The sequence below is a fragment of the Sphingomonas lacusdianchii genome (genome assembly GCF_022664395.1).
GTDB classification, from domain to species: Bacteria; Pseudomonadota; Alphaproteobacteria; order Sphingomonadales; family Sphingomonadaceae; genus Sphingomonas; species Sphingomonas lacusdianchii.
This window is the reverse complement of record NZ_JAKRET010000001.1, coordinates 22491-47001: the sequence shown is the minus strand read 5'-3', so window position 1 is coordinate 47001 and position 24511 is coordinate 22491. Positions and strand designations below refer to the sequence as shown.

22 protein-coding genes are annotated in these 24511 nt (G+C 67.6%); 7 read left to right on the top strand and 15 right to left on the bottom strand.

Going from position 1 to position 24511, the window contains the following annotated elements:
• Nucleotides 1-20 precede the first annotated feature (20 nt).
• Both rimO and MF607_RS00210 read left to right on the top strand, forming a co-directional pair.
• Nucleotides 21-1352 (top strand): 30S ribosomal protein S12 methylthiotransferase RimO, encoded by a 1332-nt coding sequence (gene rimO / locus MF607_RS00215; protein WP_242115396.1) that lies wholly within the window; start codon nucleotides 21-23, stop codon nucleotides 1350-1352.
• A 153-nt stretch (nucleotides 1353-1505) separates the two neighbouring features.
• On the top strand, nucleotides 1506-2897 hold the full coding sequence (locus MF607_RS00210) for a leucyl aminopeptidase family protein (RefSeq protein ID WP_431311882.1): 1392 nt from the start codon (nucleotides 1506-1508) through the stop codon (nucleotides 2895-2897).
• 129 nt (nucleotides 2898-3026) lie between these two features.
• Here MF607_RS00210 and MF607_RS00205 read toward each other — a convergent pair whose 3' ends face one another.
• A complete protein-coding gene (locus tag MF607_RS00205) occupies nucleotides 3027-4478 on the bottom strand; it encodes a helicase HerA domain-containing protein (protein ID WP_242115394.1) in 1452 nt (483 codons plus the stop codon).
• A gap of 93 nt (nucleotides 4479-4571) precedes the next feature.
• On the opposite strand from MF607_RS00205, the gene MF607_RS00200 reads away from it, so the two are divergent.
• Nucleotides 4572-4997: a ribosomal maturation YjgA family protein gene (locus MF607_RS00200; RefSeq protein WP_242115393.1), complete on the top strand. Its 426-nt coding sequence runs from the start codon at nucleotides 4572-4574 to the stop codon at nucleotides 4995-4997.
• Here MF607_RS00200 and MF607_RS00195 read toward each other — a convergent pair.
• The 3 genes from MF607_RS00195 to MF607_RS00185 are packed head-to-tail and all read right to left on the bottom strand — an operon-like array spanning nucleotide 4922 to nucleotide 7403.
• Nucleotides 4922-5248: a 2Fe-2S iron-sulfur cluster-binding protein gene (locus MF607_RS00195; RefSeq protein ID WP_242115392.1), complete on the bottom strand. Its 327-nt coding sequence runs from the start codon at nucleotides 5246-5248 to the stop codon at nucleotides 4922-4924. The genes MF607_RS00200 and MF607_RS00195 overlap by 76 nt on opposite strands.
• Nucleotides 5245-6351, bottom strand: a complete 1107-nt coding sequence (locus MF607_RS00190) for a cysteine desulfurase family protein (protein WP_242115391.1) — start codon at nucleotides 6349-6351, stop codon at nucleotides 5245-5247. Before MF607_RS00190 ends, MF607_RS00195 begins: the two co-directional genes overlap by 4 nt.
• A complete protein-coding gene (locus MF607_RS00185) occupies nucleotides 6348-7403 on the bottom strand; it encodes a cysteine desulfurase family protein (RefSeq protein ID WP_242115390.1) in 1056 nt (351 codons plus the stop codon). The genes MF607_RS00190 and MF607_RS00185 overlap by 4 nt, the downstream gene beginning before the upstream one ends.
• Before the next feature lie 86 nt (nucleotides 7404-7489).
• Here MF607_RS00185 and MF607_RS00180 point away from each other — a divergent pair, with 86 nt between their 5' ends.
• Together MF607_RS00180 and MF607_RS00175 are read left to right on the top strand one after the other, a co-directional pair.
• Nucleotides 7490-8146: an alpha/beta hydrolase gene (locus MF607_RS00180; protein WP_055784189.1), complete on the top strand. Its 657-nt coding sequence runs from the start codon at nucleotides 7490-7492 to the stop codon at nucleotides 8144-8146.
• A 171-nt stretch (nucleotides 8147-8317) separates the two neighbouring features.
• A complete protein-coding gene (locus MF607_RS00175) occupies nucleotides 8318-8545 on the top strand; it encodes a hypothetical protein (protein ID WP_242115389.1) in 228 nt (75 codons plus the stop codon).
• Between the two features lie 3 nt (nucleotides 8546-8548).
• Here the strand turns inward: MF607_RS00175 and MF607_RS00170 are convergent, their stop codons facing one another.
• Nucleotides 8549-8716, bottom strand: a complete 168-nt coding sequence (locus MF607_RS00170; RefSeq protein WP_242115388.1) for a hypothetical protein — start codon at nucleotides 8714-8716, stop codon at nucleotides 8549-8551.
• A complete protein-coding gene (locus MF607_RS00165; protein ID WP_242115387.1) occupies nucleotides 8713-9675 on the bottom strand; it encodes a threonine ammonia-lyase in 963 nt (320 codons plus the stop codon). Before MF607_RS00165 ends, MF607_RS00170 begins: the two co-directional genes overlap by 4 nt.
• Before the next feature lie 140 nt (nucleotides 9676-9815).
• On the opposite strand from MF607_RS00165, the gene MF607_RS00160 reads away from it, so the two are divergent.
• On the top strand, nucleotides 9816-11057 hold the full coding sequence (locus tag MF607_RS00160; protein WP_277925629.1) for a type III PLP-dependent enzyme: 1242 nt from the start codon (nucleotides 9816-9818) through the stop codon (nucleotides 11055-11057).
• A 187-nt stretch (nucleotides 11058-11244) separates the two neighbouring features.
• Nucleotides 11245-12297 carry a 1,9-bis(guanidino)-5-aza-nonane synthase gene (locus MF607_RS00155; RefSeq protein ID WP_242115386.1) on the top strand — a complete coding sequence of 351 codons (1053 nt, stop codon included), beginning with the start codon at nucleotides 11245-11247 and terminating at the stop codon, nucleotides 12295-12297.
• 207 nt (nucleotides 12298-12504) lie between these two features.
• On the opposite strand, the gene MF607_RS00150 is transcribed toward MF607_RS00155, so the two are convergent.
• The 9 genes from MF607_RS00150 to MF607_RS00110 all read right to left on the bottom strand — a co-directional run bounded on the left by MF607_RS00150 (nucleotide 12505) and on the right by MF607_RS00110 (nucleotide 24511).
• Entirely contained in the window at nucleotides 12505-14391 is a 1887-nt protein-coding gene (locus MF607_RS00150) for an XrtA/PEP-CTERM system amidotransferase (protein WP_242115385.1), read from the bottom strand.
• Between the two features lie 2 nt (nucleotides 14392-14393).
• Complete coding sequence (xrtA, locus tag MF607_RS00145; protein ID WP_431311880.1) at nucleotides 14394-15914, bottom strand: exosortase A; 1521 nt, start codon at nucleotides 15912-15914, stop codon at nucleotides 14394-14396.
• On the bottom strand, nucleotides 15911-17047 hold the full coding sequence (locus MF607_RS00140; RefSeq protein ID WP_242115384.1) for a TIGR03087 family PEP-CTERM/XrtA system glycosyltransferase: 1137 nt from the start codon (nucleotides 17045-17047) through the stop codon (nucleotides 15911-15913). Before MF607_RS00140 ends, xrtA begins: the two co-directional genes overlap by 4 nt.
• Nucleotides 17044-18093, bottom strand: coding sequence for a FemAB family XrtA/PEP-CTERM system-associated protein (locus MF607_RS00135; protein ID WP_242115383.1), 1050 nt, complete (start codon nucleotides 18091-18093; stop codon nucleotides 17044-17046). The genes MF607_RS00140 and MF607_RS00135 overlap by 4 nt, the downstream gene beginning before the upstream one ends.
• Nucleotides 18090-18929, bottom strand: a complete 840-nt coding sequence (locus tag MF607_RS00130) for an XrtA system polysaccharide deacetylase (protein WP_242115382.1) — start codon at nucleotides 18927-18929, stop codon at nucleotides 18090-18092. The genes MF607_RS00135 and MF607_RS00130 overlap by 4 nt, the downstream gene beginning before the upstream one ends.
• A gap of 9 nt (nucleotides 18930-18938) precedes the next feature.
• A complete protein-coding gene (locus MF607_RS00125; RefSeq protein ID WP_242115381.1) occupies nucleotides 18939-20060 on the bottom strand; it encodes an AAA family ATPase in 1122 nt (373 codons plus the stop codon).
• Between the two features lie 416 nt (nucleotides 20061-20476).
• Complete coding sequence (locus tag MF607_RS00120) at nucleotides 20477-22081, bottom strand: hypothetical protein (RefSeq protein WP_242115380.1); 1605 nt, start codon at nucleotides 22079-22081, stop codon at nucleotides 20477-20479.
• Nucleotides 22081-22971, bottom strand: a complete 891-nt coding sequence (locus MF607_RS00115) for an AAA family ATPase (protein WP_242115379.1) — start codon at nucleotides 22969-22971, stop codon at nucleotides 22081-22083. Before MF607_RS00115 ends, MF607_RS00120 begins: the two co-directional genes overlap by 1 nt.
• A 16-nt stretch (nucleotides 22972-22987) precedes the next feature.
• On the bottom strand, nucleotides 22988-24511 hold the full coding sequence (locus tag MF607_RS00110) for an XrtA system polysaccharide chain length determinant (protein ID WP_242115378.1): 1524 nt from the start codon (nucleotides 24509-24511) through the stop codon (nucleotides 22988-22990).

Sequence of the window (24511 nt, the reverse complement as noted above, 5' to 3'; positions counted from 1 at the left end):
CGCTATGTGACCCGGCGATCATGGCAACTCGTCTTCCCTCGCCCCCCCGTGTCGGGATGGTTTCGCTCGGCTGTCCCAAGAACCTGGTCGACAGCGAACGCATCCTGACCAAGCTGCGCAGCGACGGCTATCAGATGTCGCCCGACTATGCCGGGGCGGACGTGGTGCTGGTCAATACCTGCGGCTTCCTCGATTCCGCCAAGGAAGAGTCGCTCGAAGCGATTGGCGAGGCGATCGCGGAGAATGGCCGCGTCATCGTCACCGGCTGCATGGGGCAGGAAGCGGAGACGATCCGCGCCCGCTTCCCGCAGGTGCTGGCCGTCACTGGCGCGCACCAATATGAACAGGTCGTCGACGCGGTCCACGAAGCCGCGCCGCCAATCCCCTCGCCCTTCGTCGACCTGGTCCCTGAAAGCGGGCTGAAGCTGACGCCGCGTCACTACAGCTATCTGAAGATTTCGGAGGGCTGTAACCACCGCTGTTCGTTCTGCATCATTCCGTCGATCCGCGGCGACCTTGTCAGCAGACGTCCCGACGCGATCCTGCGCGAAGCGGAAAAGCTGGTCGCGGCAGGGACGAAGGAACTGCTAGTCATCAGCCAGGACACCTCGGCCTACGGGATCGACATTCGCCGCGAACCGCGGGCCTGGAAGGGGCGCGAGGTCGTGCCGCACATGACCGATCTCGCCCGCGAACTCGGGCAGATCGCGCCATGGGTGCGCCTGCATTACGTCTACCCATATCCGCACGTCGACAGCATCATCCCGCTGATGGCGGAAGGGCTGGTACTCCCCTATCTCGATATCCCGTTTCAGCATGCCTCGCCCAATGTGCTGAAGGCGATGAAGCGTCCGGCCAATGACGCCAAGGTGCTGGAGCGCCTGCGCGGCTGGCGGGAAGTCTCTCCGGACATCGCGATCCGCTCGTCGTTCGTCGTCGGCTTCCCCGGCGAGACCGAGGCCGATTTCCAGTATCTGCTCGACTGGCTCGACGAAGCGCAGCTCGACCGGGTCGGCGCGTTCCGCTTCGAACCTGTCGAGGGTGCCGCCGCCAACGCCTTGCCGGACCCGGTGCCCGAAGCGGTCAAGGAAGAGCGCTACGCCCGGATCATGGAAAAGACCGCCGCGATCTCCGCTGCCAAGCTCGCCGCGAAGATCGGTCGCACCGTCGACGTCATCATCGACGAGGTCGGCGACGAAGGCGGCGCGACCGGCCGCAGCACGGCCGACGCGCCGGGCATCGACGGCGAGGTGTTCCTGCGCGACGCCGGGCATCTGGCCCAGGGCGACATCGTGAAAGTCGAGGTCGAGGACGCCGACGAACACGATCTGTACGGCGTTCCTCTAGCCTAACTCCTCCCCGGTACGGGGAGGGGGACCGCCGCGAAGCGGTGGTGGAGGGGGCTGGCCGGCAGCGTACCGCTTGCGGAGGCCCCCCTCCACCAGCTTAGCTGGTCCCCCTCCCCGTTCCGGGGAGGATTGCGTTTTGCGCGCGCCACCCCCACCATTACGGCCATGACACCGACGATCGTCGCCGACCGTGGGCAGCCCGCCCGCACCATCCACCTGATTCCCGCCGACCTATTCGACGCATGGCTCGCGGCACAGCCGCCGCGCATCCGCGCTGCGGCCACCGCCCAGCGCTTGCTCGCAAAGGCCGGCAAGACCGCGACGCTGCCCGGTGAGCAGCCCGACGACTGGTCGGTCGCCACCGTCGTCAACGACCCCGCCAAGCTTTCGGCATGGGATCTGGCCCATTTGCCCGCCCTGCTCCCGCCCGGCAGCTATCGCCTCGCCGGCGGTACGCCCGGCCCGGCCAAGCTCGGCTGGGCGACCGCGCAATATCGCTTCACCCGTTACCGCAAGGGCGAGGACGACGCCCCGCGCGTGCTGCTGTCCAACGAACCCGCCCGGATCGACGAGGCGCTGCGACAGGCCGCCGCCACCGCGCGCGTCCGCGACTTGGTCAACACTGCCGCTGCCGATCTCGGCCCGGCCGAACTCGCGACGGCCGTCCGCACCCTTGGCGACGCCCACGGCGCGACCGTCACCGTCACCAGCGGTCGCGACCTCGAAACCGGCTATCCGATGATCCACGCGGTCGGCAAGGCCGCTGCCAAGGGCCGCGAACCACGCCTGATCGAACTGGTCTGGGGCAATCCCGCCCATCCGCGCGTGGCGCTGGTCGGCAAGGGCGTGTGCTTCGACAGCGGCGGGCTCGATATCAAGCCGTCGTCGGGCATGCGGCTGATGAAGAAGGATATGGGCGGGGCGGCGCATGCGCTGGCGCTGGCGGGGCTGGTTATGGAAACCCATCTGCCGGTCCGGCTCCACCTGCTGATCCCGGCGGTCGAGAACAGCGTCTCGGCGGACAGCTTCCGTCCCGGCGACGTGCTCGCCACGCGCAAAGGGCTGACGGTCGAGAACACCAATACCGATGCGGAGGGCCGACTGGTGCTGGGCGATGCCCTGACCAGAGCGTGCGAGGAACACCCCGAACTGCTGATCGACTTCGCGACGCTGACCGGCGCGGCCCGCGTCGCGCTCGGCCCCGATCTGCCCGCGACCTTCGCCAATGACGAAACACTCGCCGCCGATCTGCTGGCGGCGGGTACCGCCGAGGACGATCCATTGTGGCGCATGCCGCTATGGGACGGTTATGACGACATGCTGAAATCTGACATCGCCGACATGGTGAATGCACCCGAAGGCGGCATGGCCGGCGCAGTCACCGCCGCGCTGTTCCTGCGTCGCTTCGTGACGCCGGGCACGGCATGGGCGCATCTCGACACCTTCGCATGGCGTGCCAGTGCCAAGCCGGGTCGGGCAAAGGGTGGCGAAGCCTATGGCCTACGCGCGACGTGGCGATTGGTGAAGGATCGGTATTCGAGACCCTAAATCCTCCCCGGCACGGGGAGGGGGACCGCCGCGAAGCGGTGGTGGAGGGGGGGCGCCACAAGCGGACCGTTTGCGGATACCCCCCTCCACCAGCCTGCGGCTGGTCCCCCTCCCCGGTCCGGGGAGGATTCAAGCCGCCTCCGCCGCCTCGGTCGTCCACCCCAGATGCGGCAACGCGATCGAGCGCTTGCCGGCCAGGTCGATCCGGCACACCAGCAACTCGCGCCCCTCGATATACGCCAGCAGCCGCTTCACCCGGCCGAGCGAACTGGTGCCATAGGTCCGCGCGATCTCGGCATCGCTGGGGCATGGCCGCCCTTCCCGCGCCGCCCGGGCGATCAGCATGAACGCGCCGAGCATATCGTCGGGCAGCACATCGGCGATCGCCAGTGCCTGCGCCCATTCGTCGTCGGGTGCTTCGAAAATGCCCGCCCGCGCGCACGCCAGCCGCCGGGTGAATGCCGGCAGGTCGAGCGGCGGACGCGGCAGACCGACCATGCGGCAGCGCACGTCGAAATCCTGATAGAGCACCGCCGCCGCGCGCGGCTGATCCCCCTCATCCTCGACCAGCGCCCGCAACACGTCGGCGACGATCGTGTCGGTCTCATCGGCCGATCGTTCGGGCAAATCCGGTGCCGCGCCGGATCGTACCGGCGCCGCGATCGCCGCCTCGACCGCTTCGGGCGGTGCGACATGCCGGATCGGGGGGCCCAGCGGCAGCATCGCCTCGACCGGGGCCAGCAACAGGTCCTTGATATCCGCCACCGGCGCGGTCGGCAGCGGGGTCAGCTTGGGGCTGCCACTGCGGGCGGAGGTTTGCACCGGCCCGATCTTGATCGATAGCGGTCGCCGTGACACCGCCGGTCCAAGCGCAAGGAAATGGCCGCGTTGCAGATCGCGGATCGCCTCTGCCTGCCGCCGCTCCATGCCCAGCAGGTCGGCGGCGCGCGCCATATCGATATCGAGGAAGGTGCGGCCCATCAGGAAGTTCGATGCTTCGGCCGCGACGTTCTTGGCCAGCTTCGCCAGACGCTGCGTCGCGATGACGCCGGCCAGGCCGCGCTTGCGACCGCGACACATCAGGTTGGTCATCGCCGACAGCGACGCGCGGCGCACCTCCTCGACCACCTCGCCCCCGCCCGCCGGCGCGAACAGCTGCGCTTCGTCGACGACGACCAGCGCGGGATACCAATGCTCGCGCGGCGCATCGAACAGCGCGTTGAGGAACGACGCGGCGCACTTCATCTGCCCCTCGGCCTCCAGCCCTTCGAGGCTCAGTACCACCGACGCGCGATGCTCGCGCGCGCGCGTCGCGAATTTGGCGACCTCGCGTTCGCTATGGTCGGCCGCCTCGATGACGACATGGCCATAGGCCCCGGCCAGCGTCACGAAATCCCCTTCGGGATCGATCACAACCTGCTGGACATGGCCGGCGCTGCGTTCGAGCAGGCGGCGGAGAAGATGCGACTTTCCCGAACCCGAATTGCCCTGCACCAGCAATCGCGTCGCCAACAATTCTTCGAGATCAAGGGGAACGGTCTTGCCCGCCGGGTCCGTCCCCATATCGACGTTCACGGTCATCGCGGGTCTTTAGGCGGTGGTGCCGCACCGGGGCAAGCGCTTGCGTCGGTATCCGTCGCACGCCATGGCCGTCGCACTTCGGGGGGAGCGTTCATGCGACTGCACAAAGGCTATGCCGCGCTTACCATCGCGCTGCTGGCGATCGAACTGGCCATCGCGTTGTTCCTGAACGATCCGATCGTCCGCCCCTATGTCGGCGACGCGCTGGCGGTGGTGCTGGTCTATGCCGGCCTTCGTGCGGTGACGCGGTTGCCGGTGGTGCCAGCGACGCTGGTCGCCTTCGCCGTCGCCGTGGCGATCGAGTTCGGCCAATATTTCCGGCTGCTCCGGGCTGTCGGCCTCGACCACAACCGTTTTGCGCGCATGATCCTCGGCAACGGATTCGATCCGAAGGACTTCATCGCCTATGCGAGCGGCGCGGTCGCGGTGCTGCTCATCGAGCGTTACCGCCGCGCGTCGCGCGCCGATGCCGGCACCCGCACCGTCAGGCCATCGAGCGATTCGTCCAGCACGATCTGACACGCCAAGCGGCTCGTCGCGACCGCCCCTTCGGCGAAATCGAGCATATCTTCCTCTTCCTCGCTCGCGGCGGGCAGGCGCGGTGCGTCGACCGGATCGACGATGACGTGACAGGTCGAACAGGCCATCTGTCCACCACAAGTCCCCTCCAACGGCAGATCATAGGCCTGCGCCAGATCGAGCAGCCGGTCGCCGGCCGCACCGCGCACTTCCTCGACACTCCCCTCGGAGCGAACAAAGCGGACGATCATCGTTGCCCCCGCGCCGCGCGATCGATCGTCTGCACCGCCTGCACCAGTTCCTCTTTGGTCGTGTACCGTCCGAACCCGACACGAATCGCATTCTTCGCCTGCGCATCGCTCAACCCGATCGCGCGCAGCACATGGCTGGTCCGCCCCGACCCGCTCGCGCAGGCCGACCCGGCGGAAAAGGCGATGTCACGACATTCGCTCATCAACCGCGCCACATCCAACCCGTCCATCCGCACGTTCAGATTGCCGCGCCACCGCGCCTCGGCATCGCCATTCAATATCCAGTTAGTTGCCGACAGGGTCTCGCGCGCGGCGGCCCACAATGTCTCGATATGGGACGGATCATCCTGCGCCAGCAACGCTGCCGCTGCTCCGAAGCCGGCGCACAGGGCCGGGCTGAGCGTACCCGATCGCAAGGCGCCCTCCTGTCCGCCACCGTGGAGGATCGCCGCCGGCTCCGACCCGGCGCGGACCCACAACGCCCCAATCCCCTTCGGCCCATAGACCTTGTGCGCCGACACCGCGATGAGGTCGCAGGCGGCGACCGGCAACGCGACCCGTCCCCAGCCCTGTACGGCATCGCAGACCATCACCGCCCCGACCGACCGGGCCAGCTCGCCTAGCCATGCGATCGGCTGCACCACCCCGATTTCATTATTGACCAGCATCGCCGCGACCAGTGCCGTCCGCTCGTCGATCGCGGCCATCGCCGCGCCGCGATCGACCAGACCGTCCGTACCAACCGGCAGCACCACCACCTCCGCCCCGCGCGCCACCAGCGCCCGAACGGTGTCGAGCACGCAGCTATGCTCGGTCGCGATCGTCACCACTTTCGGCCTGGCGGAACCCGCGCGTTCGAAGGTGCCGGCAAGCGCCCAGTTCGCCGCTTCGGTCGCGCCGCTGGTGAAGAACAGCCGCCCGTCCTCCTGCGGTGCCAACGCTGCCAGCACCTGCGCCCGGGCGACCTCGACCGCCGCCCTCGCCCGCCGCCCTTCGCGGTGCGGCGAGTGCGGATTGGCATGATGGTCGCGAAGCCACGGCACCATCGCGTCGAACGCCTGTGGCGCGAGCGGCGTCGTCGCCTGATAATCGAGATAGGTCATCGCCGCCCCAGTCCCGCATAGGCATCGGCAAAACGGTCGAGTTCGTCCGTCGTCGTCGACCAGCCGAGGCTGACCCGTATCGTCCGGTCCGCGACCTCGCCGGGTATGCCAAATGCCGCCAGCGCCCGGCTGCGTTTCAGGGTCCCCGACGAACAGGCGCTCCCCGCCGATACCGCGAAGCCCATCGCATCGAGCCGGATCAGTTGCGCCGCCGCCAGCAGCGTCGCATGCGCGACCGCGAAGATGTGCGAGCATTGCACGCCGGGCTGGATCACCTCGCCCGCCTCGCACAACCGGTCCTTGAAGCGCAAGCGCTCGTCGATGCTGGTCGCCCAGCACTCCAGCCCTCCCGCCTCCAGCGCGGCGGCAAAACCCAGCACCCCCGGCAAATTCTCGGTCCCGCCACGATAGCCCGATTCCTGCCCACCATCGGGAGCGACCATCGCATAGTCGCGGAGCAACAGCGCGCCGATCCCGGGCGGTCCGCCCAGCTTGTGCGCCGACACCACGATCATGTCGGCGTCGGCCAGCACATACTTCCCCGCCGCCTGCGACGCATCGACCAGCACCAGCCCACCCGCATCCCGCACCATCGCGATCGCCGGATTGCTGGCGTAGGGCAGCAGCATCGTGCCGGTTTCCGAATTGATCGCCTGCACCGCGACGACCGGCGGCGGGTCGGCGGCTAGGTATTGGGCCAGCGCGTCCTCGTCCGGCTCCCCTTTGACGATCGGCAACACGTCCGCGCCCGGTGCCGCCCGGAACACCGCGTCATGCTCCACCGCCGACACCAGTCGTCGCGTCCGCTTTGCCCGGCCCAGCCCGATCGCTAGCGCCTCGCTCGCCCCGCTGGTCAGGATGACTTCGCCATCCCAACCCAGCGCCTTCGCGATCCGGCCGCGCGCGTCCTCCAGAATTCGCCGCGCCGCGCGCCCCTCGGCATGGGGGCTCGACGGATTGGCCCAGCACGCCATGCCCTCGGCGACGGCGGCCGCCGCTTGCGGAAGGATCGGGGTGGTCGCGGCATGGTCGAGATAGATGCGGGTCGTCAAAACACTTCCGTTCCGAATGGGTACGCCTATATAGCCGCGATCCCATTCCGCGCCATTGCCGCGCCCATTTGTTAGCAGGACGTCCCATGCCCGAAGTCATCTTCCCCGGTCCCGAAGGTCGACTGGAGGGCCGTTTCGCCCCCGCTCCACGCCCCCGCGCGCCCGTCGCGATGATCCTGCACCCGCACCCGTCGTCGGGAGGCACGATGAACAATCGCATCGTCCAGGAACTCTACAAGACGTTCCAGCGCCGCGGCTTCGCGACGCTGCGCTTCAACTTCCGCGGCGTCGGCAAGAGCCAGGGCACGTTCGACAATGGCGTCGGCGAATTGTCGGACGCCGCCTCGGCGCTCGACTGGGTGCAAAGCTTCCACCCCGAAGCCCAGACCACGTGGATCGCCGGGGTCAGCTTCGGCGCGTGGATCGGCATGCAGCTGTTGATGCGCCGTCCGGAAATCCGCGGCTTCATCTCGATCGCGCCCCCGGCGAACATGTACGACTTCACCTTCCTCGCGCCGTGCCCGTCATCGGGCATCATCATCCAGGGCGATGCTGACGAGGTCGTCACCCCCGCCGCGACGCAGAAGCTGGTCGACAAGCTGCGGACCCAGCGTCACATCACCATTCATCACGACACCATTCCCGGCGCCAACCACTTCTTCCAGAACGAGATGCCCGAACTGATGGGCAGCGTGGACAAGTATCTGGACATGCGGCTGGACCCGAACTCGCCGATCAAGTGAGGCTCGCTGCAGCGGATTAGCACCGCTAACCCGCGCCTTGCGAGACAGCCCGCCCGGCGGAGCACCCACGCCGACCGACGACGTGGTTCCGCCGCGCCGGGCATTCATGCTTGTCATATTGCTTGAACACCATAGGATGCTGTCAATGCTCCGTTACAGGACTGCCGCACTATGTTGTTCACGCTGCTACTTGTCGCTGCGAGCCAGACCGCGCCCGCTGCCGAAACCCCGAAGCCCGAGAAGAAGATCTGCCGTCGCGAGGTGACGACCGGTTCGATCATGGCGCGTCCGGTTTGCCGCACCAAGGCGGAATGGATGCAGATCGACACGCAAAACGCCGCCAATGCAGGGCAGGCGCTCGACCAGCGTAGCTATCGCATGTCGCCGCAACGCGACTAACGGCTAAACGGTCCAGATCGCGACATTCCCGACCATCACGACGGCGCACGCCAGCATCAGCCAACCGTTGCGCCGCTCCCCCCGCCCGATCATCCTGACCCCGAACACGATCAGCAGGATGGCAACGAGCATCAGCACGGCGAGCAGCGTTCCCGCGGGATCCTCCGTCACGCGGCAATGACCTTGCCATAGGCGACGGGATCTACATTGCCGCCGGACACCAGCACCAGCGTGCCCGGCTCGACCGTCACCCGGCGCGACAGGACCGCCGCCAACGCCACCGCGCCGCCCGGCTCGACCACGGCCCGCAAGTGTCGCGCGGCCCATCGTTGCGCATCGGCGATTTCCGCCTCGCTGACCGCCACCCCGGTAGCGCCGCGTCGCGACAGCACGTCGAAGGTCCGCTCCGCCACGCGCGTCGTCTGTAGCGCGTCGCAGGCGGTAGGGGGCGGCGCATCGCCGACCGGTTCGATCCAACCGGCTTCGAGGCTGCGGCGCATATCGTCCCATCCTTCGGGTTCGACCGTCACGATCTCGGCATCGGGCAGCGCCAGCGCGATCCCCGCCGAAAGGCCGCCGCCACCGCAAGGCACGATCGCGCGCGACGGTTGCGGCAACCCGGCGGCGGCCATCTGCTCCGCCGCTTCGATCCCGGCCGAACCCTGCCCCTCAATCACCCACGCATCGTCGAAGCTCGGCACCAGCGTCGCACCGCGCGCATGGGCCAGATGGGCGGCGATCTTTTCGCGGCTCTCGGTCGCCCGGTCGTAGCGCACGACCTCCGCGCCCAGCGCCATCGTTGCCCGCAGCTTCGTCTCCGGCGCGTCGGCGGGCATGACGATGGTCGCCGGCATACCCAGCCGCTTCGCCGCCCATGCGACGCCCTGCGCATGATTGCCCGACGAGAAGGCGACGACGCCGCGCAGCCGCGATTCGTCGCTCAGCGCGGTCAGGCGGTGCCATGCCCCGCGCAATTTGAACGCGCCGATGGGTTGCAGGGACTCCATCTTCAAAGCAACCGGCAAGCCATTGATTTCGCGTATCATCAACGGGGAATATGGAAGGATTTCCGCCATCTTCGCCGCCGCATCGCGGACGCCGGCACGGGTGGGTTGTCGCATAATCGTCATAAATTGCACTTTCCGCCGCACAAACACTTTACATCAAGGTTTGTGGGTCATAGATCGCGCCTCCGCTGCCCCATGGGACTTCCAACCGCAAGGCAGCTTTTTGTCACCGTATGCCGAAAGGCAATTGGAGGTCCCTTGAATTGGCCGAGCACCATAGCGCGCTGGGGCTAGCTGCCCCCTTTATCGCCCGTGACTCCTCGTTCGAGCGCGGGATCGACATCGCAGAGCGCCGACCGGTCGAACCGGTAACGGTCGTTCGCCCGCACGCCGCCGCGCGCGCAGCCCGATTCTTCGTGGAGAAGTTTCCGGGGCGCTCGATGTATGCGGTAAAGGCGAATCCGTCGCCCGACCTGCTGCGTGTCCTGTGGGACAACGGCATCGTCCACTATGACACCGCGTCGATCGGCGAGGCTCGTCTGGTGAAGGCGACGCTGCCGGAAGCGACCTGCCATTTCATGCACCCGATCAAGGCGCCGGAAGCGATTGCCGAGGCCTATTTCGACCATGGCGTGCGTACCTTCTCGCTCGACAGCATGGACGAGCTGGAAAAGATCGTCGCCGCCACCGATGGCGCGACCGATCTGACCCTGTGCGTGCGGATGCGCGTGTCGTCCGAATATGCGAAGCTGTCGCTCGGCTCGAAGTTCGGCGTTGGTCCGGGTGAAGCCAGGGAACTGCTGATCGCCACGCGTCAGGTCGCCGATGCGCTGGGCATCTGCTTCCATGTCGGTAGCCAGACCATGTCGCCCGATGCCTATAGCAACGCGATGGAGCGGGTTCGTGGTGCGATCGTCGATGCCGGCGTCACCGTCGACGTCATCGACGTCGGTGGCGGCTTCCCGTCGCGCTATCCGGGCATGACCCCGCCGCCGCTGGAGCGTTTCTTCGAAACGATCCACCGCGCGTTCGAAAGCCTGCCGATCAGCTATTCGGCCGAACTCTGGGCCGAACCGGGCCGGTCGCTCTGCGCCGAATACGCATCGGTCGTCGTCCGCGTCGAACATCGCCGCGGGTCGGAGCTGTTCATCAACGACGGCGCCTATGGCTCGTTGTTCGATGCGGCGCATATCGGCTGGAAATATCCGGTGCAGCTGCTGCGGCAGCCGGAATCGGACGCGCGCGACATGGACTTCAGCTTCTGGGGTCCGACCTGCGACGATATCGACCAGATGCAGGGCCCGTTCCCGCTGCCGGCCGATACGCGCAGCGGCGATTATTTCGAGATCGGAATGCTCGGCGCCTATGGCTCGGCCATGCGCACCGCGTTCAACGGCTTCGGCAATGGCGAGACCGTCCTGACCGACGACGAACCGATGGAGTCGATGTATATCGAGCTCGATCCGATGCCGGCGTTCGTTTCGAACAACGTCGTCAAGCTGTAACGACACCATCCTAACCAGCCACCTCCCCCTTCCCGCTTGCGTAGCGGGAGGGGCCGGGGGTGGGCTTTGCATGGCTTTGCCGCTATGCGACCGCCATCGGCTCCTCCCGCAACATGTGGGCAGGAGGCCAAACCGGGTTTCCGCGTCCCCATAACGACGACGGCTTATCGATGATGATGGGACCATCATGACCGACACGACGATCAACGACACCCGCAAGGCCGAACTGCTTTCGACCACCGTCGAGCATGTCGACATCACCAAGTTCGACGCCCGCCCGATCATCGACGCGATGGGCAAGATGAGCTTCACCAGCCGCGATCTCGCGCGCGCCACCCGCATCTACAACCAGATGCTGGAGGACAAGGACTGCTCGATCTTCCTCGTGATCGCCGGTTCGACCTCGGCCGGCGGTTGCATGGACCTGTACGCCGAACTGCTGCGCTCGAACATGATCGACGGCGTCGTCGCCACCGGCGCGTCGATCGTCGACATGGATTTCTTCGAAGGGCTTGGCCACAAGCATTATCAGGCGCTGGAAATCCCCGACGACAACACGCTGCGCTCGCTCTATATCGACCGCATCTACGACACCTATATCGACGAAGAGCAGCTGCAGGACTGCGACCACACGATCGGCAAGATCGCCGACTCGCTGGAACCGAAGGCCTATTCGTCGCGCGCCTTCATCCGCGAGATGGGCAAGTATCTGTCGGAGCATGGCAAGAAGGAAAACAGCCTCGTCAAGCTCGCCTACGAGCATGACGTGCCGATCTTCTGCCCGGCGTTCGTCGACAGCTCGGCCGGCTTCGGCCTCGTCAAGCACCAGGTCGACCGCGCGAAAGAAGGCAAGCCGTACATGGTGCTCGACGCCATTGCCGACTTCCGCGAACTGACCGACATCAAGATCAAGGCGGGCACCACCGGCCTGCTCATGATCGGCGGCGGCGTGCCGAAGAACTTCATCCAGGACACCGTCGTCTGCGCCGAAATCCTCGGTCACGACGACGTCGAGATGCACAAATACGCGGTGCAGATCACCGTCGCCGACGTGCGCGACGGCGCCTGCTCGTCGTCGACGCTGAAGGAGGCGGCCAGCTGGGGCAAGGTCGACACCGCGCTCGAACAGATGGTCTTCGCCGAAGCCGGCTCGGTCATGCCGCTGCTGGCGTCGGACGCCTATCATCGCGGCGCGTGGAAGGACCGCGCCAAGCGCGCCTTCGGCAAGATGTTCGACTGATCGTCGGTCCATCACCGGACAAGCAGGCGGCGGGGGAGCGATCCCCCGCCGCCTTGCCTTGCGCCGATATCGCTTTCCTACCCTCGCCTGCTTCGCCATCGTCGCCGATCCCGACGCCCCCCGCGTCGCGCCGGACCAGGGCTGTACATACGGCACCGACCGCGTAGCCGGGAATTGCGGGCGAGTGTGACTTTCGTGAACTTTGGACTATCCGAACAGCCGCGCCGCGCTCCGCTCCAGCATCACCAACTGCCACAGCGTCCGACCATGCTCGGCCCGCCCGGCGCGGTGGTCGGCGACGATCCGCTCGATCGCATGCAGGTCGAACCAGCTCGCCAGCACCGGCGACCGCGTCAGCGCCGCCGCCTCATCGGCCAACTGCCCGCGAAACCACGCGCTCACCGGGGTCACGAACCCCATTTTCGGCCGGTACAGAATGTCGCGCGGCAGCCATGGCTCCAGCGCCTTCTTCATCAGCCACTTGCCCTCGCCCCACCGCAATCGCAGCGCGGACGGCAAGGTGGCGCAGAATTCGATCAGTCGGTGGTCGAGCAGCGGCTCGCGCGCTTCCAGCCCGACGGCCATGCTGGTCCGGTCGACCTTGGTCAGGATATCGCCCGGCAGCCAGTGTCGGAAATCGGCATATTGCGCCCGGTCCAGCGCATCGCGGGCCGGTGCCGCCCGCATCGCCGCGACATAGCGATCCTCGCCGCGATGCCCGCTTAATTGCCGCGCCATTGCCGGCGTATAGAGCGACTGCCGCACACCGGGCGTCGTTACCCCGACTGCACCGGCATAGGCTTCGTCGCCATCCTGCGCCAAAGCGAGCAGCGTCGTCTTGGCACGAAACGGGCGCGGTGCCCAATCCGCCTTCGGATACACGTCTCCGAGCGCCCCGAACACCGGCTCGCGAAAGCTCGGCGGAAGCAAGCCCCGTACCCGCTCCTCGGCGGCATGGAATTTATAGCGGCGATATCCCGCCAGCGCCTCATCGGCACCGTCGCCCGACAGCGCCACCGTCACCCGTTCGCGCGCCAATGCGCAGACGCGATAGGTCGCCAGCGCCGATGCATCGGCAAAGGGTTCGTCGAACGCCGCGACCAGCGTGTCGATCAGCGTGAAATCGTCCGAGCGCACCGTCCGCACCGCATGATCGGTCGCGAAGCGCGCGGCGATTTCTCCCGCCGGGCCGCGTTCGTCATGCCCCGATTCGTCGAACCCGATCGTACAGGTCTGCACCGGTGCGCGGCTCGCATCCGCCATCAGCGCGACGACGGCGGACGAATCGACACCGCCCGACAGGAACGCGCCGAACGGCACATCGGCGACCATCCGCGACCGCACCCCTTCGCGCATCCGTTCGACCAGTTCGGCCTGCAGATCGCGCGTGCTACCCTTTGCGCGCGTCGAAAAGTCGATGTCCCACCACCGCACCGGCTCGGGGACCGGCCGTCCGCGCTGCATCCACAGGAAATGCCCGGCGGGCAGCTTGCGCACCCCCGCGACGATACAGGCGTCGTCGGGCACATAGCCGAGCGCCATGTAATCCTCGATTGCGGCGAGATCGGGCGTCCGCCGCACCAGCGGGTGCGCCAGCAACCCCTTCAGTTCGGACGCGAACGCCACCGCACCATCGGCCAGTTCGACATAATGGAGCGGCTTCACCCCCATCCGGTCGCGCGCGACGAACAGCGACTGGCGATCGGCATCGTAAATGGCAAAGGCGAACATGCCGTTCAGCCGCGCCAGCATGTCCGGCCCCCATGCCGTCCATGCATGGAGCAGCACTTCGGTATCGCCCTGCGTCCGGAACACCGCGCCCCGGGCGGTCAGTTCGGCGCGCAGTTCGGCGAAGTTGTAGATTTCGCCATTATAGGTGACGACGTGTCCCTCGCCGGGCAGCGCCATCGGTTGCGGACTACCCGCCACATCGATGATCGACAGCCGCCGATGGCCCAGCCCGACGCCCAGCGCCGTCCATACCCCCGATCCGTCTGGCCCACGATGCGCCTGTGCGTCGGTCATCGCGACGATCCGCGCGGGATCGACCGGCTTGGGGCTGGCGGGATGGAAGAGGCCGGCGATGCCGCACATGGTCAGTTTGCTCCCGCCGCGCGATCGGCGATGGCGTCGACCGGTCCTGCCGCGCGCAGGAAATCGGTGATGACTGCACGCGGATCGGCTGCGCCCTTCTCCGCCGATACCAGCACCGCCACGCCGCGCTGCGGTCCGCCGAGCAGCCGTGCCTTGAGCGTTTCCAGCTTCACCCGATCCTCGCTGCCGGTGGTGACCGATCCGATCCGATACCATGTCGCGACCTCGCGCTCGACCGGGCCGGGTGCCGCCATCCGCAGCATCGCGCCACCCGCGATCGGTGGGGTGTCGGCGATCCGCACCCAGCGGTCATTCTCGCGGATCGGTCCCTGCCCGAACCCGACCAGTTCATGCCCCTCGCCCTGCGCGGCATAGACCGCGATCGCCATGTCGACGCTGCGCCCGCGCGCATCGCCGTAGCGGCCGATCAGGGAATGATCGGCACCCGGGTAGTTCGGCACCCATGGCTCGCCCGTAATCGCGATCCGCTGCCATCCCGGCACGTCCGGCAATGCGATCCGGTCGGGCAGGCGATCGGCGCGGCTGTCGATCACCCAGCCCCATCCGGCAAAGGCGACGGCGATGCCCAGCACCGCACCCGCTGCGATCGACCGGTCGGCGACGCGCATCGGCATCGCCTGCACCCGCGCGACGTCGAACCACGGCGCATCGGGATCGCGATCGAACCAGCGCCATCCGATCGCCAGCACGCCGGCCATGGTCAGCGCGAAGAACACCCAGCCATAGACGATATGGTCGAACCCCGTCGCCGCCTCGACCGAGGTCAGATACGCGGCATAGATCGTCCCCGCCGCCCGCACGCCATTGGCCAATACCGGCACGACCAGCGCCAGCGCCATGAACGCCGCCCGCCGGTCCCATGCGACGTAGCAGACATTGGCGACCAGCGCGCCGTACGCGATCATCGCGATGACGAACTTCGCGCCCGAACACGCCTCGGCGACTTCGAAATAGCCGTTCGGAATGGTGATCAGCACCCCGTCCACGCTCGCCGGCACGCCCAGCGCGTGGAGGATCGGCATGGTCAGCGCGACCGTCACCGATTGCAGCCACGGCTCCATGAAATCGCCGAACGGCACCATGAAGAACATATAGCCGAGCGGAAACGACAGCCCACGCGCGACGCTCGGTCCGAGCAGCGTGACCACCGCCCCCTGCAGCAGCATCACCAGCCCGACATGCCGGAACAGCGCCACCGCCGCCGCCTCGCCGACCAGCCAGCCAAACCCGCCCCCGGCGACGATCGCCAGTCCCGGCCACCACGCTCCCGGCTGCAACGCCAGCACCTCGCGCCGCCGCTGCCATACCAGCCACCCGATGATCGGCGGCACGAACAGGCAATGGCCATAGGTGGTGGAATTCCACCAAATTTCGACCACGTCGCCCACGTCGCGGCGAAAGATCAGCAACAGCGCCGCCCAGATTCCGCCGAGCGCGATCAGCGACCGCCGCCATTCGGGCGTCAACACCTGCGCCGGCCGCTCGATCGCCACGCTGCTCACAGCCCCAGCAATTCAGCCAGCGGCTCCAGCCGCGCATCCCATCCATAGCGCGCGATCGTCCGCGCCCGCGCCGCCTGCCCCAGCGCAGACGCCGTGACAGGATCGTTCAGCAACCCGCTAATTTCTCCTACGAAATCTACGGCATCCGCCGCGACACGGATTAATCCGACATGATCGATCCCCTCCGCCGCCGCACTCGACGCGACGACCGGCCGCGCCATCGCCATCGCCTCCAGCACCTTGTTCTGCACGCCGCGCGCCAGCAGCAGCGGTGCGACGACGACATCCGCCGCCGCGATCCAGCCGCGCACATCGGCGACCTCGCCGGTCACGATCACCCGCTCGTCCGCCAGCGCCCGCACCGCCGCCACGGGACTGCGCCCGACGATCGCGAACCGCCCCGGAACCCCCGGCAGCACGTTAGTCACGAACCAGCGCACCGCATCGATGTTCGGCCGGTAATCCATCTGCCCGGTAAACACGATCAGCGGCCCCGCCTCCGCCACCGGCGCGACCAAGGCCGGATCGAAGAAACCGGTATCGATCCCGTTCTCGACCGCCTGCGCCTGCCCGCCGAACATCGCCGCCTCCGCCGCGCTGACGAACAGCGTCGCCTCGGCCCGCGCCGCCACCGTCCGCTCGAACGAACCGAGCAACCGCGCCTCGCGCGCCAGCATCCAGCGCATCGGCCCGCGCGCATCCTCGGCATATCCAGCGAACTTGGCCGAATCGAGGTCGACGAAATCCATCACGAACCGCGCATCGGCCGGCAGATACTGCGCCATCTGCCCCGAATAGACATAGACGGCGTCGTAGCGCCGCTCGGCCAGCAACCGCGCCACCGCCGCCCGCATCGCGCCATGATCGAACGCGGTCAGCGACACCGGCCGTCCGCGCGCCAAGGCCTCGACCGCTGCGCGCGCATTGCCCTTGCTCCGCGGCACCACCGCCGCGCTCGCACACCATCGCTTGAGCGCGGCATCATGCCCCAGATCGCGCGGATCATCGGCGAACGTGGCCAGATGCACCCGCCCCAGCGTCGACAGATGCCGCATCACATGATGGCTGCGCACCTTGTCACCGCGATCGGGGGGATAGGGCACGCGGTGGGCAAGGAACAGGATGTCGCTCACCCCAGCCCCTTCGCGATCCACGGCCCGACCCGGTTCGACACCGCCAGCGGCAGTCTCTGCCACGCCGCGATCTTCAACCGGTATTTGGGGTTGAGCGGACTGGCATCGCGCGGCGCGGCACCATCGGCGGTCCAGGTCGGATAGCCGAGCGGTTCGCCGACGAACCCCCAATTCTTCTTGTACGCCGCCGGCCCGGTTCCGACCTTCGACCGCCCGAAATCGAACCGGTCGCAGCCCCGCGTCCGCGCATGGCGCATCAGTTCGAAATACATGCGCTCATTGGCGCGCAACCCCCGCGCTTCGGCCGTGCCGCCGCCCCAATAGGGATAGACCGTGCCCCGCCAATAGATCGACAGCACGCTCGCCACCGTCCGCCCGGCATGGCGGATGGTCAACACATCGGCATCCTGCCCGAACGCCGCCACGACCTCGCGGAACAATGCTCTCGGAAAGACCGGCGTGCCGAGATTGCGCACCGACGTGCCATAGACCCGGAAATGCTCGGCCAGCGCTGCCGCATCGCGCCCGATCGCCACCTCGAACGGCGCGGCCAGCGCCTTGCGCACATCAGCACGCTGCTTGCGCGGGATCGCCAGCAATTCGGCGTCATCATCCGCCGCCAACGGCCGCACGAACCCCAGATAGCGCGTATCGTCGAACGTCCAGCCCGCCGCATCGATCGGCGCTCCGCCGCGCATCTCGATCGTCGGACAACCCAGTTCGCGCGCCACGCCCACCGCAGCCTCGGCCAGCATCCGCGCCGCCGCCCCGTCGCCCAGCACGCCACCGCCAACCCCGAAGCCGGTCGACACCAGTGCCGCCCCGAACAGCGGCGAGCGCACCTGCGTCAGCGGCACCAGCCCGACCAGCGCCCCCGCCTCTTCGGCCAGCAGCATGCGATACGCCTGCCCGCACCCCGCCGCCGTCGCCTCCCCCCAGATCGGCAGGTGAAAAGGGCTAGCCTCCACCCGCCCCTCGACGAACGCTGTGATCCGCGCGCGCTCGGCGACGTCGGTCAGGTCCGCCCGCCGAACGCGCAGGCTCACAGTGCGACCGCGCGCTCGGCGACGATCGCATCGGCCCGGCCCCAGTCATGCCGTGCCATCAGCCGCTCCAGCTTGCCCGCCATCGCCCCCAACCGCGGATAATGGCGCAGTTTCGACTTCAGCGGCGCATTGGCGACGCGCGGCTGGCCCGGATCGATCTCCCACGGATGGAAATAGAACATCGCCGGATGCGCCTCCATCCGGTTGCTGCGGACCACCGCATCCTCGACGACCTTGTTCGGCAGCAGCCGGAAAAACCCGCCCCCCGCCGACACATCGCGTCCCAGCACCTTGGCCAGCGTGATCGGCCACTCGATCAGCGTGCTGCCCGCCACCGGCCGGTACAGCCCGCGCGGTGCCCCCGCCCAGCCATAATGGTCGTGGGTCAGCGGCGCGACCGACGACGAATAGGCATAGCCCGCATCGGCCAGCACGCCATGCGCCCATGGCGTCCGCGCATCGATCGAGAAACTCGGCGCGCGATAGCCGGTCACCGCCTGCCCGCCGGCATCCTCCAGCACCGTCCGCGCCCGCGCCAGATCGTCGCGAAATTGGTCCGCCGTCATCGTGAAGACGCGCTTATGGTCCCAGCCATGGCTGGCCAGTTCATGCCCTCCGGCGACGATCCGCTGCATCAGCGCCGGAAACCGATCCGCCACCCAGCCGAGCGTGAAGAAGGTCGCGGTGACCCCGGCAGCGGCGAACAGGTCGAGCACCGCATCGGTATTCGCCTCGACCCGGTGTTCCAGCCCGTCCCAGTCGCGCCGGTCGATGACCGTTTCGAACGCACCGACCTGAAACCAGTCCTCGACGTCGACCGACATCGCGTTGCGCATGGGGAAACCTCAGCCGGCGACGCGCACGGACGTCAGGTCGGGCCGGCGCTGCTCGCCCTCGACCCAGTCGACCAGCAGCGTCAGCACCCGCCGCAGCGCCAGATCCTGTTGCTCCAGCCGCGCTTCGAGCGATTCGATCCGCGCCAGCAACGCCTCGGTCTCGGCGACCGGCGGCGCCGGACGCTGCCCGCTCTCGACCACCGACAAATGGATCGGACGCGGCGGCATCGGCGGCGGCGGCGGCGTCATCGGCCGCGGCTCGGCATCGCCGAACGACGTCGGTTCGTCCGCCTCGGCATCGCCCGCCCGACTGCCCAGCCCATCCTTGTCCAGATCGGCAATCACATTCTCGACGTCGAGCGCGCCGAACCGGTCGATCCCCTCGATCGCACCGAACAGCAGCACCCGGCTGGCCAACTGGTTCAGCCGGCGCGGGATTCCCCCCGACCAGCGGTGCAGTGCCTCCAGCGTATCGGGCGAGAAACTCGGGCTGCCGCTCCATCCGACCACACGCAGCCGGTGTTCCAGATACGGTCCAACCTCCTCGACCTCCATTGGGTCGAGGTGATGCATCGCGATCACCCGCTGGCGCAGCTGCTCCAGCCGGTCCGACCCGTGCAGCCGCTGGCGGAATTCAGGCTGGCCGAGCAGGCAGATCTGCAACAGCGCATATCCGCCCGCCTGAAAATTCGACAGCATCCGCAATTCTTCGATCGACCCGACCGGCAGCGACTGCGCCTCGTCGATCACCAGCAGCGTCCGCCGGCCCGAGCGCGCGACATTGTGCAGCCCGCGTTCGATCCCGCTCAGCAACTGCGCCTTGGTCAGCCCGTCATGCTCGACGTCGAGGCCGGCGGCGACCAGCCGCAACAGGTCGTCGGCCTCGATCTGCGTCGTCACGATGCGGATGACGTTCAGCCGCGCGGCATCGATCGTCCGCATCAGATGGCCGAGCAGCGTCGTCTTGCCGGTGCCCGGATCGCCGGTGATGACGATGAAGCCCTCGCCCTGGCTCAATCCATAGCCGAGATACGCCATCGCCTTGCGATGCGTCGCGGTATCGAACCAGAAGGCCGGATCGGGCGTCAGCTGGAACGGGCGACCGGTCAGGCCATAGTGATCGTCGTACATCAACATCTCCGTTGGGAGTTGTATAACCCCGATCGGTTTATTCTTCTTAAAATTTTGCGGCGGGGCGAATGTGTCCACCGCAAATGCACCGCAAGCCGTTGAAGATCGCGGAATTTCGCATTCGCCAGCCCTGCGGGGGCAGGTGTCCCCATCCGCAACGTGGCCGATTTTTGATGCACATCAGCGGATCGGCATTCCCGTCTGCGCGGGAATGACGGGAAGCTGATAGGAGCACGCAGCGTTATCCCGGCACCTCAGAACACGATAAGATAAGCCCTGTCCGTTCGTCCTGAGTAGCCATTGAGCTTGTCGAAATGGCGTATCGAAGGACCGTCTGCCGCGTGTGCTTCGATACGGGACTTCGACAGGCTCAGCCCCTACTCAGCACGAACGGTTCCGCGTATTTCCGTAATACCCTAGAACCGATACCCGACCCCTAGCAACGCCTGCGCGATCACATCGGACTCCGCGCCCTCGACATCGAAGCCGTACAGCCCCGCCGTCAGACTGCCATAGGCCCGCCCGAACCGCCGATAATAGCCGCCCTGCGCGCCTGCGCCCCATGCGTCCAGTCCGCCCTCGATCCCGCTGACGAAATAATTGCCATAGACGTCGACGCCGATCGACGACCGCCCGTCGACCGCCCATTGGCCAAAGCCCTGCACATAATAGCTCTCGTCGCGCGATCGATAGACGACCGCCCCCGGCACCGGCGGCAGGTAGAAGCGCCGGCTGGCATAGCCCGCGCCCAGCCCCAGCCGGGTCGGACCGCGCGTGATCGAATAGACCGCGTCGATCCCGCGCGCGCGGAACGTCGCCGCGCTGATCGACTGGAATACCGGGGTCAGGCACGCGCCCGCATTCGACTGCCCCTCGGGCGTCACCCCGCCGCCGAACACGCAGCCACCATAGCGCGCGCCGAACGGGTCCTGCCCGTCGATATAGTTGATCGGCAGTTGCGCCAGCGATCCGGTCAGCTGCCGGCCGAACGTCGTGACGCTGTCGTACACCCCGACCTGCACCGCCGCCCCCGGCCCGCTCTGCCATTGCAGCGATGCGGTATAGCTCATCGATCCATAACGCCGCCCCAGCCGCGCCTCCAGCGCGGTGCGCGGCGACGGTCGCCACAAGACCCCGGCATCCCAGATCAGCCCATCGGTGTTATAGGCGATGCGCGGTTCCGACGCTGGATCGGTCACGAACCGCCCCGCCCCGTCGAGCACCGGCTGCCCCTGCGCGTCGAGCAGCGGATCGCGCTGTGTCACCTCGATCTTTTCATAACCGACGCCACCGACTGCCGCGACCGTCCGGCTGAGCGGCAGCACCGCATCGACCCGGCCGTACGCGCCCTCGAACTTCTGGTCGAGCTGGCCCGCATCCTCGCGCAGCCACGCGCCCGACACGGTGAAACCGATCGGCAGGATCGTTCCCGCCCGCGTCCCCGCGCTGCCCATCACCAGATGGCTGGTCGCTTCGTCGAAATAATCGACCCGGCGCTGCCCCGGTGCCAGGTCAATCGCGCCCGGCGCCTCGGCCTTCACATAGCCGAACTGATAGGTACCGTTGACCGCGAACGGCCCGACCCGCGTCGCGATCGTCGGCCCGGCATAGAGCCCGTACACCTGCGCGGTGTTGACGTTGCTGACATTGACGAACGGCCCGAACCCGCCCCCGCGCTGGTCGCCGCGCGCCCGCGTCGCGATTGCGCCGCCTTCGAGGTTCAGCCAGCGCGTGATCGCGACATTGGCCCGCGCCAGCCCCGAATGAATCTCACCGCCGCCGAAATCGCTGCCCCAGTCGAAGATGCGCTGATACTGGTAATTGGCCTGCACCTGCACGCGCTGCGTCGTGACCTGCGCATCGATCCCGGCGGTCACCTGCGTATAGGTCACCACGTCGCCATCGGTCAGGTCGGCGGCGACCGCCTGTCCGACCTTGATATAGGGGCTGACATCGACCCGCTGCGCCTGTGCCGGCGCGGCGGCCGCGATCAGGACCGGCAGGACCGCAGCCCGAACCATCAATCCTGTTCCTGCCCGTAATAGCCGAAGCGCGGCCCCTCGGCGCGATAGGTCGTCGCGTTGAGCAGCAACTGGATTTCGGCGCACCCGTCAAGCAGCGCCACCGCCTCGCGCAAATCGGCTTCGCTGCTGCGGTCGGCGCGCACCACCAGCACCGTCTGCCCGACCAGCGTCGCCAGCACCGCCGCCGACGACGCGGCCAGTGCCGGCGGGGAATCGAACAGGAGGATGCGATCGGGATCGGCGGCCAGCAGCGCGTCGAGCACCGCCCGCGCCCGGTCGCTGCGCAACAATTCGGTATCGGCGTTGGTCCGCGTTCCCGCCGGCAAGATCGACAGTTGCGGCACGTCGGTCGCGATCACCAGCGTTTCGGGATCGATGCTCGCATCGCCCAGCGCGTCGAGCAGCCCGCGCTCCGCCTCCAGCCCCAGCCGCCCCAGAATGTCGGGCTTGTTGAAATCGGCATCGACCAGCAGGACGTTCAGGTCGCGCTCGGCCGCCAGCGACAGCGCAAGGTTGATCGCGCAGAAGGTCTTGCCGTCACCCGGCTGCGCCGAACATAGCAGGATCATCCGCGCAGCATCCTCGTCGCGCTTGGCGATATCGGCTCCGGTCGCCAGCAACTGCCGCTTCACCAGCCGAAATTCCTCGGCCAGCGCCGTCACCGGACCGCCGGGCACCAGCATCCCACCCTCGGCCAGCGCGTCGCGATCGATCCTTGCCGGATCGACCGGCCGGATGCGCGCGGCCGCCATAGGCTTCTTCGGCGCCGGGGCAACCTCCGCAGCTGGCTCGACCGGGACCTCGGGAGCCGGCGCCATCTGCCAGCGCGCCGCCGCCCGTTCGAGCAGCGACTGGCTACGCAGGCCACGATGCGACTGATCGTTCACTTGGGCCGTCCTCCCTTCAGGCAACCAGCCCGCGTTGCGCGAACTCGAGGCCGAGCAACAGCACGAACGCGGCGAGCAATGCCCCCGTGCCCCCCGCGAACAGTTTCAACCGCCGCTGGCGTTCGGCGCGTACCGCATCGGTCACGACTTCGCCGATCGCGCCCAGCACCGGCATGCCGCTGATCTTCTCCAGCCGTGCCGCCGTGGCAAAGCTCGTCTTCAGCCGGCTGAGCGCGAATGCCGCGCTGATGCCCGCGCCGATCCCGACGACCAGCACGCCAAGCAGCAACAGCGGCCGGTTCGGTGCGGTCGGTGCGCGCGGCTGGGTCGGCGGGTCGATCACGCTGAACTTCACCGCATCGGTATCGGTCTGCACGCTGCTCTGGATCCGCACCTGTTCGCGGTCCTGGAACAGCGAGTCATATTGCTGCTTTAGCGACGCGATATCGCGGTCGAGCTGCGACTGCTGCGCCGCCGCCTGCGGGTCCTCGGCGATCTTCGCCTGCAATCCGTTCAGCTGTGCCTCGATCTGTTGCTTGCGCTGCGTCAGTTCGGCGACCGTCGCCTGGCGATCGGCCTGCGTCGCGCGCAGCTGCAGGTAGAAGGGGTTTGGCGATGCCGCCGTGCCCCCGCTGACGCCACCGCCCTCGCCCCGCGCCGCCGCGCGTGCCGCTACCAGCTGCCGGTTCAGCGCCACCATGTCGGGATGGGCATCGGTCCATCCCCGGCTGCGTCCCTCGGCGATCTGTCCCTCGATCGCGTTCAGCCGCGCGCGTGCCGGCCCGACCGTCGCCGTGCCGGCCGTCCCCGGCAGCGTCGCCGCCGTGCCCGCCAGCTGCGCATTGACCGCCGACAGGCTCGACTGCGCCGCCGCAAGGTTGCCGTCGATCTGCGCCAGTTCGGCGCGCGCGTTCGACATGCGATCGTCGAGCGACCCCGTCCCCGGCAGCATCGCCATATACTGCGCCTGAAATGCCTGCCGCCGCGCTTCGGCATCGGCCAGCTGCTTCTGCCGCTGCGCCAGCTGCTGGTCGAGGAAGCGCAGCGACTGCACCGTCGCATCGCGGTCGCTCGCCAGATTATCCTCGACGAAGATGTCGATCATCTTCTGCACGATCTCGCGCGCCAGCTTCGGATTGCCCGCCGTCGCCGAAATCTCGAACAGATTGTCCTGCTGCGCGGTCAGCTTGATCGCGTTCTGCAGCGACGCCACCCGGTCCGCCACGTCGCGGTCGTTGGCGATCGTCTCGGCCATCGACGTGCCGCGCACGACCTTCTCGAGGTTCACCGCCGAGGTCAGCGTCTGGCGGATCCGGTCGATGTCCTTGGCCTGCGCATTCTGCGCCACCGCCGCCTCGGCCCCCGGCAGCACCTGCCGCATCTCGACCATCACCCGCGCGGTCGACTGATAGCTGTTGGGGATCTGGCTGACGACCAGCCACCCGGCCAGACACACCACCCATGCGATCGCCAGCGCGATCCAGCGCCGCTGCCAGATCGCGTGCAGGATCAGCTTCAGCTCGCCAACCAGCCCGTCCAT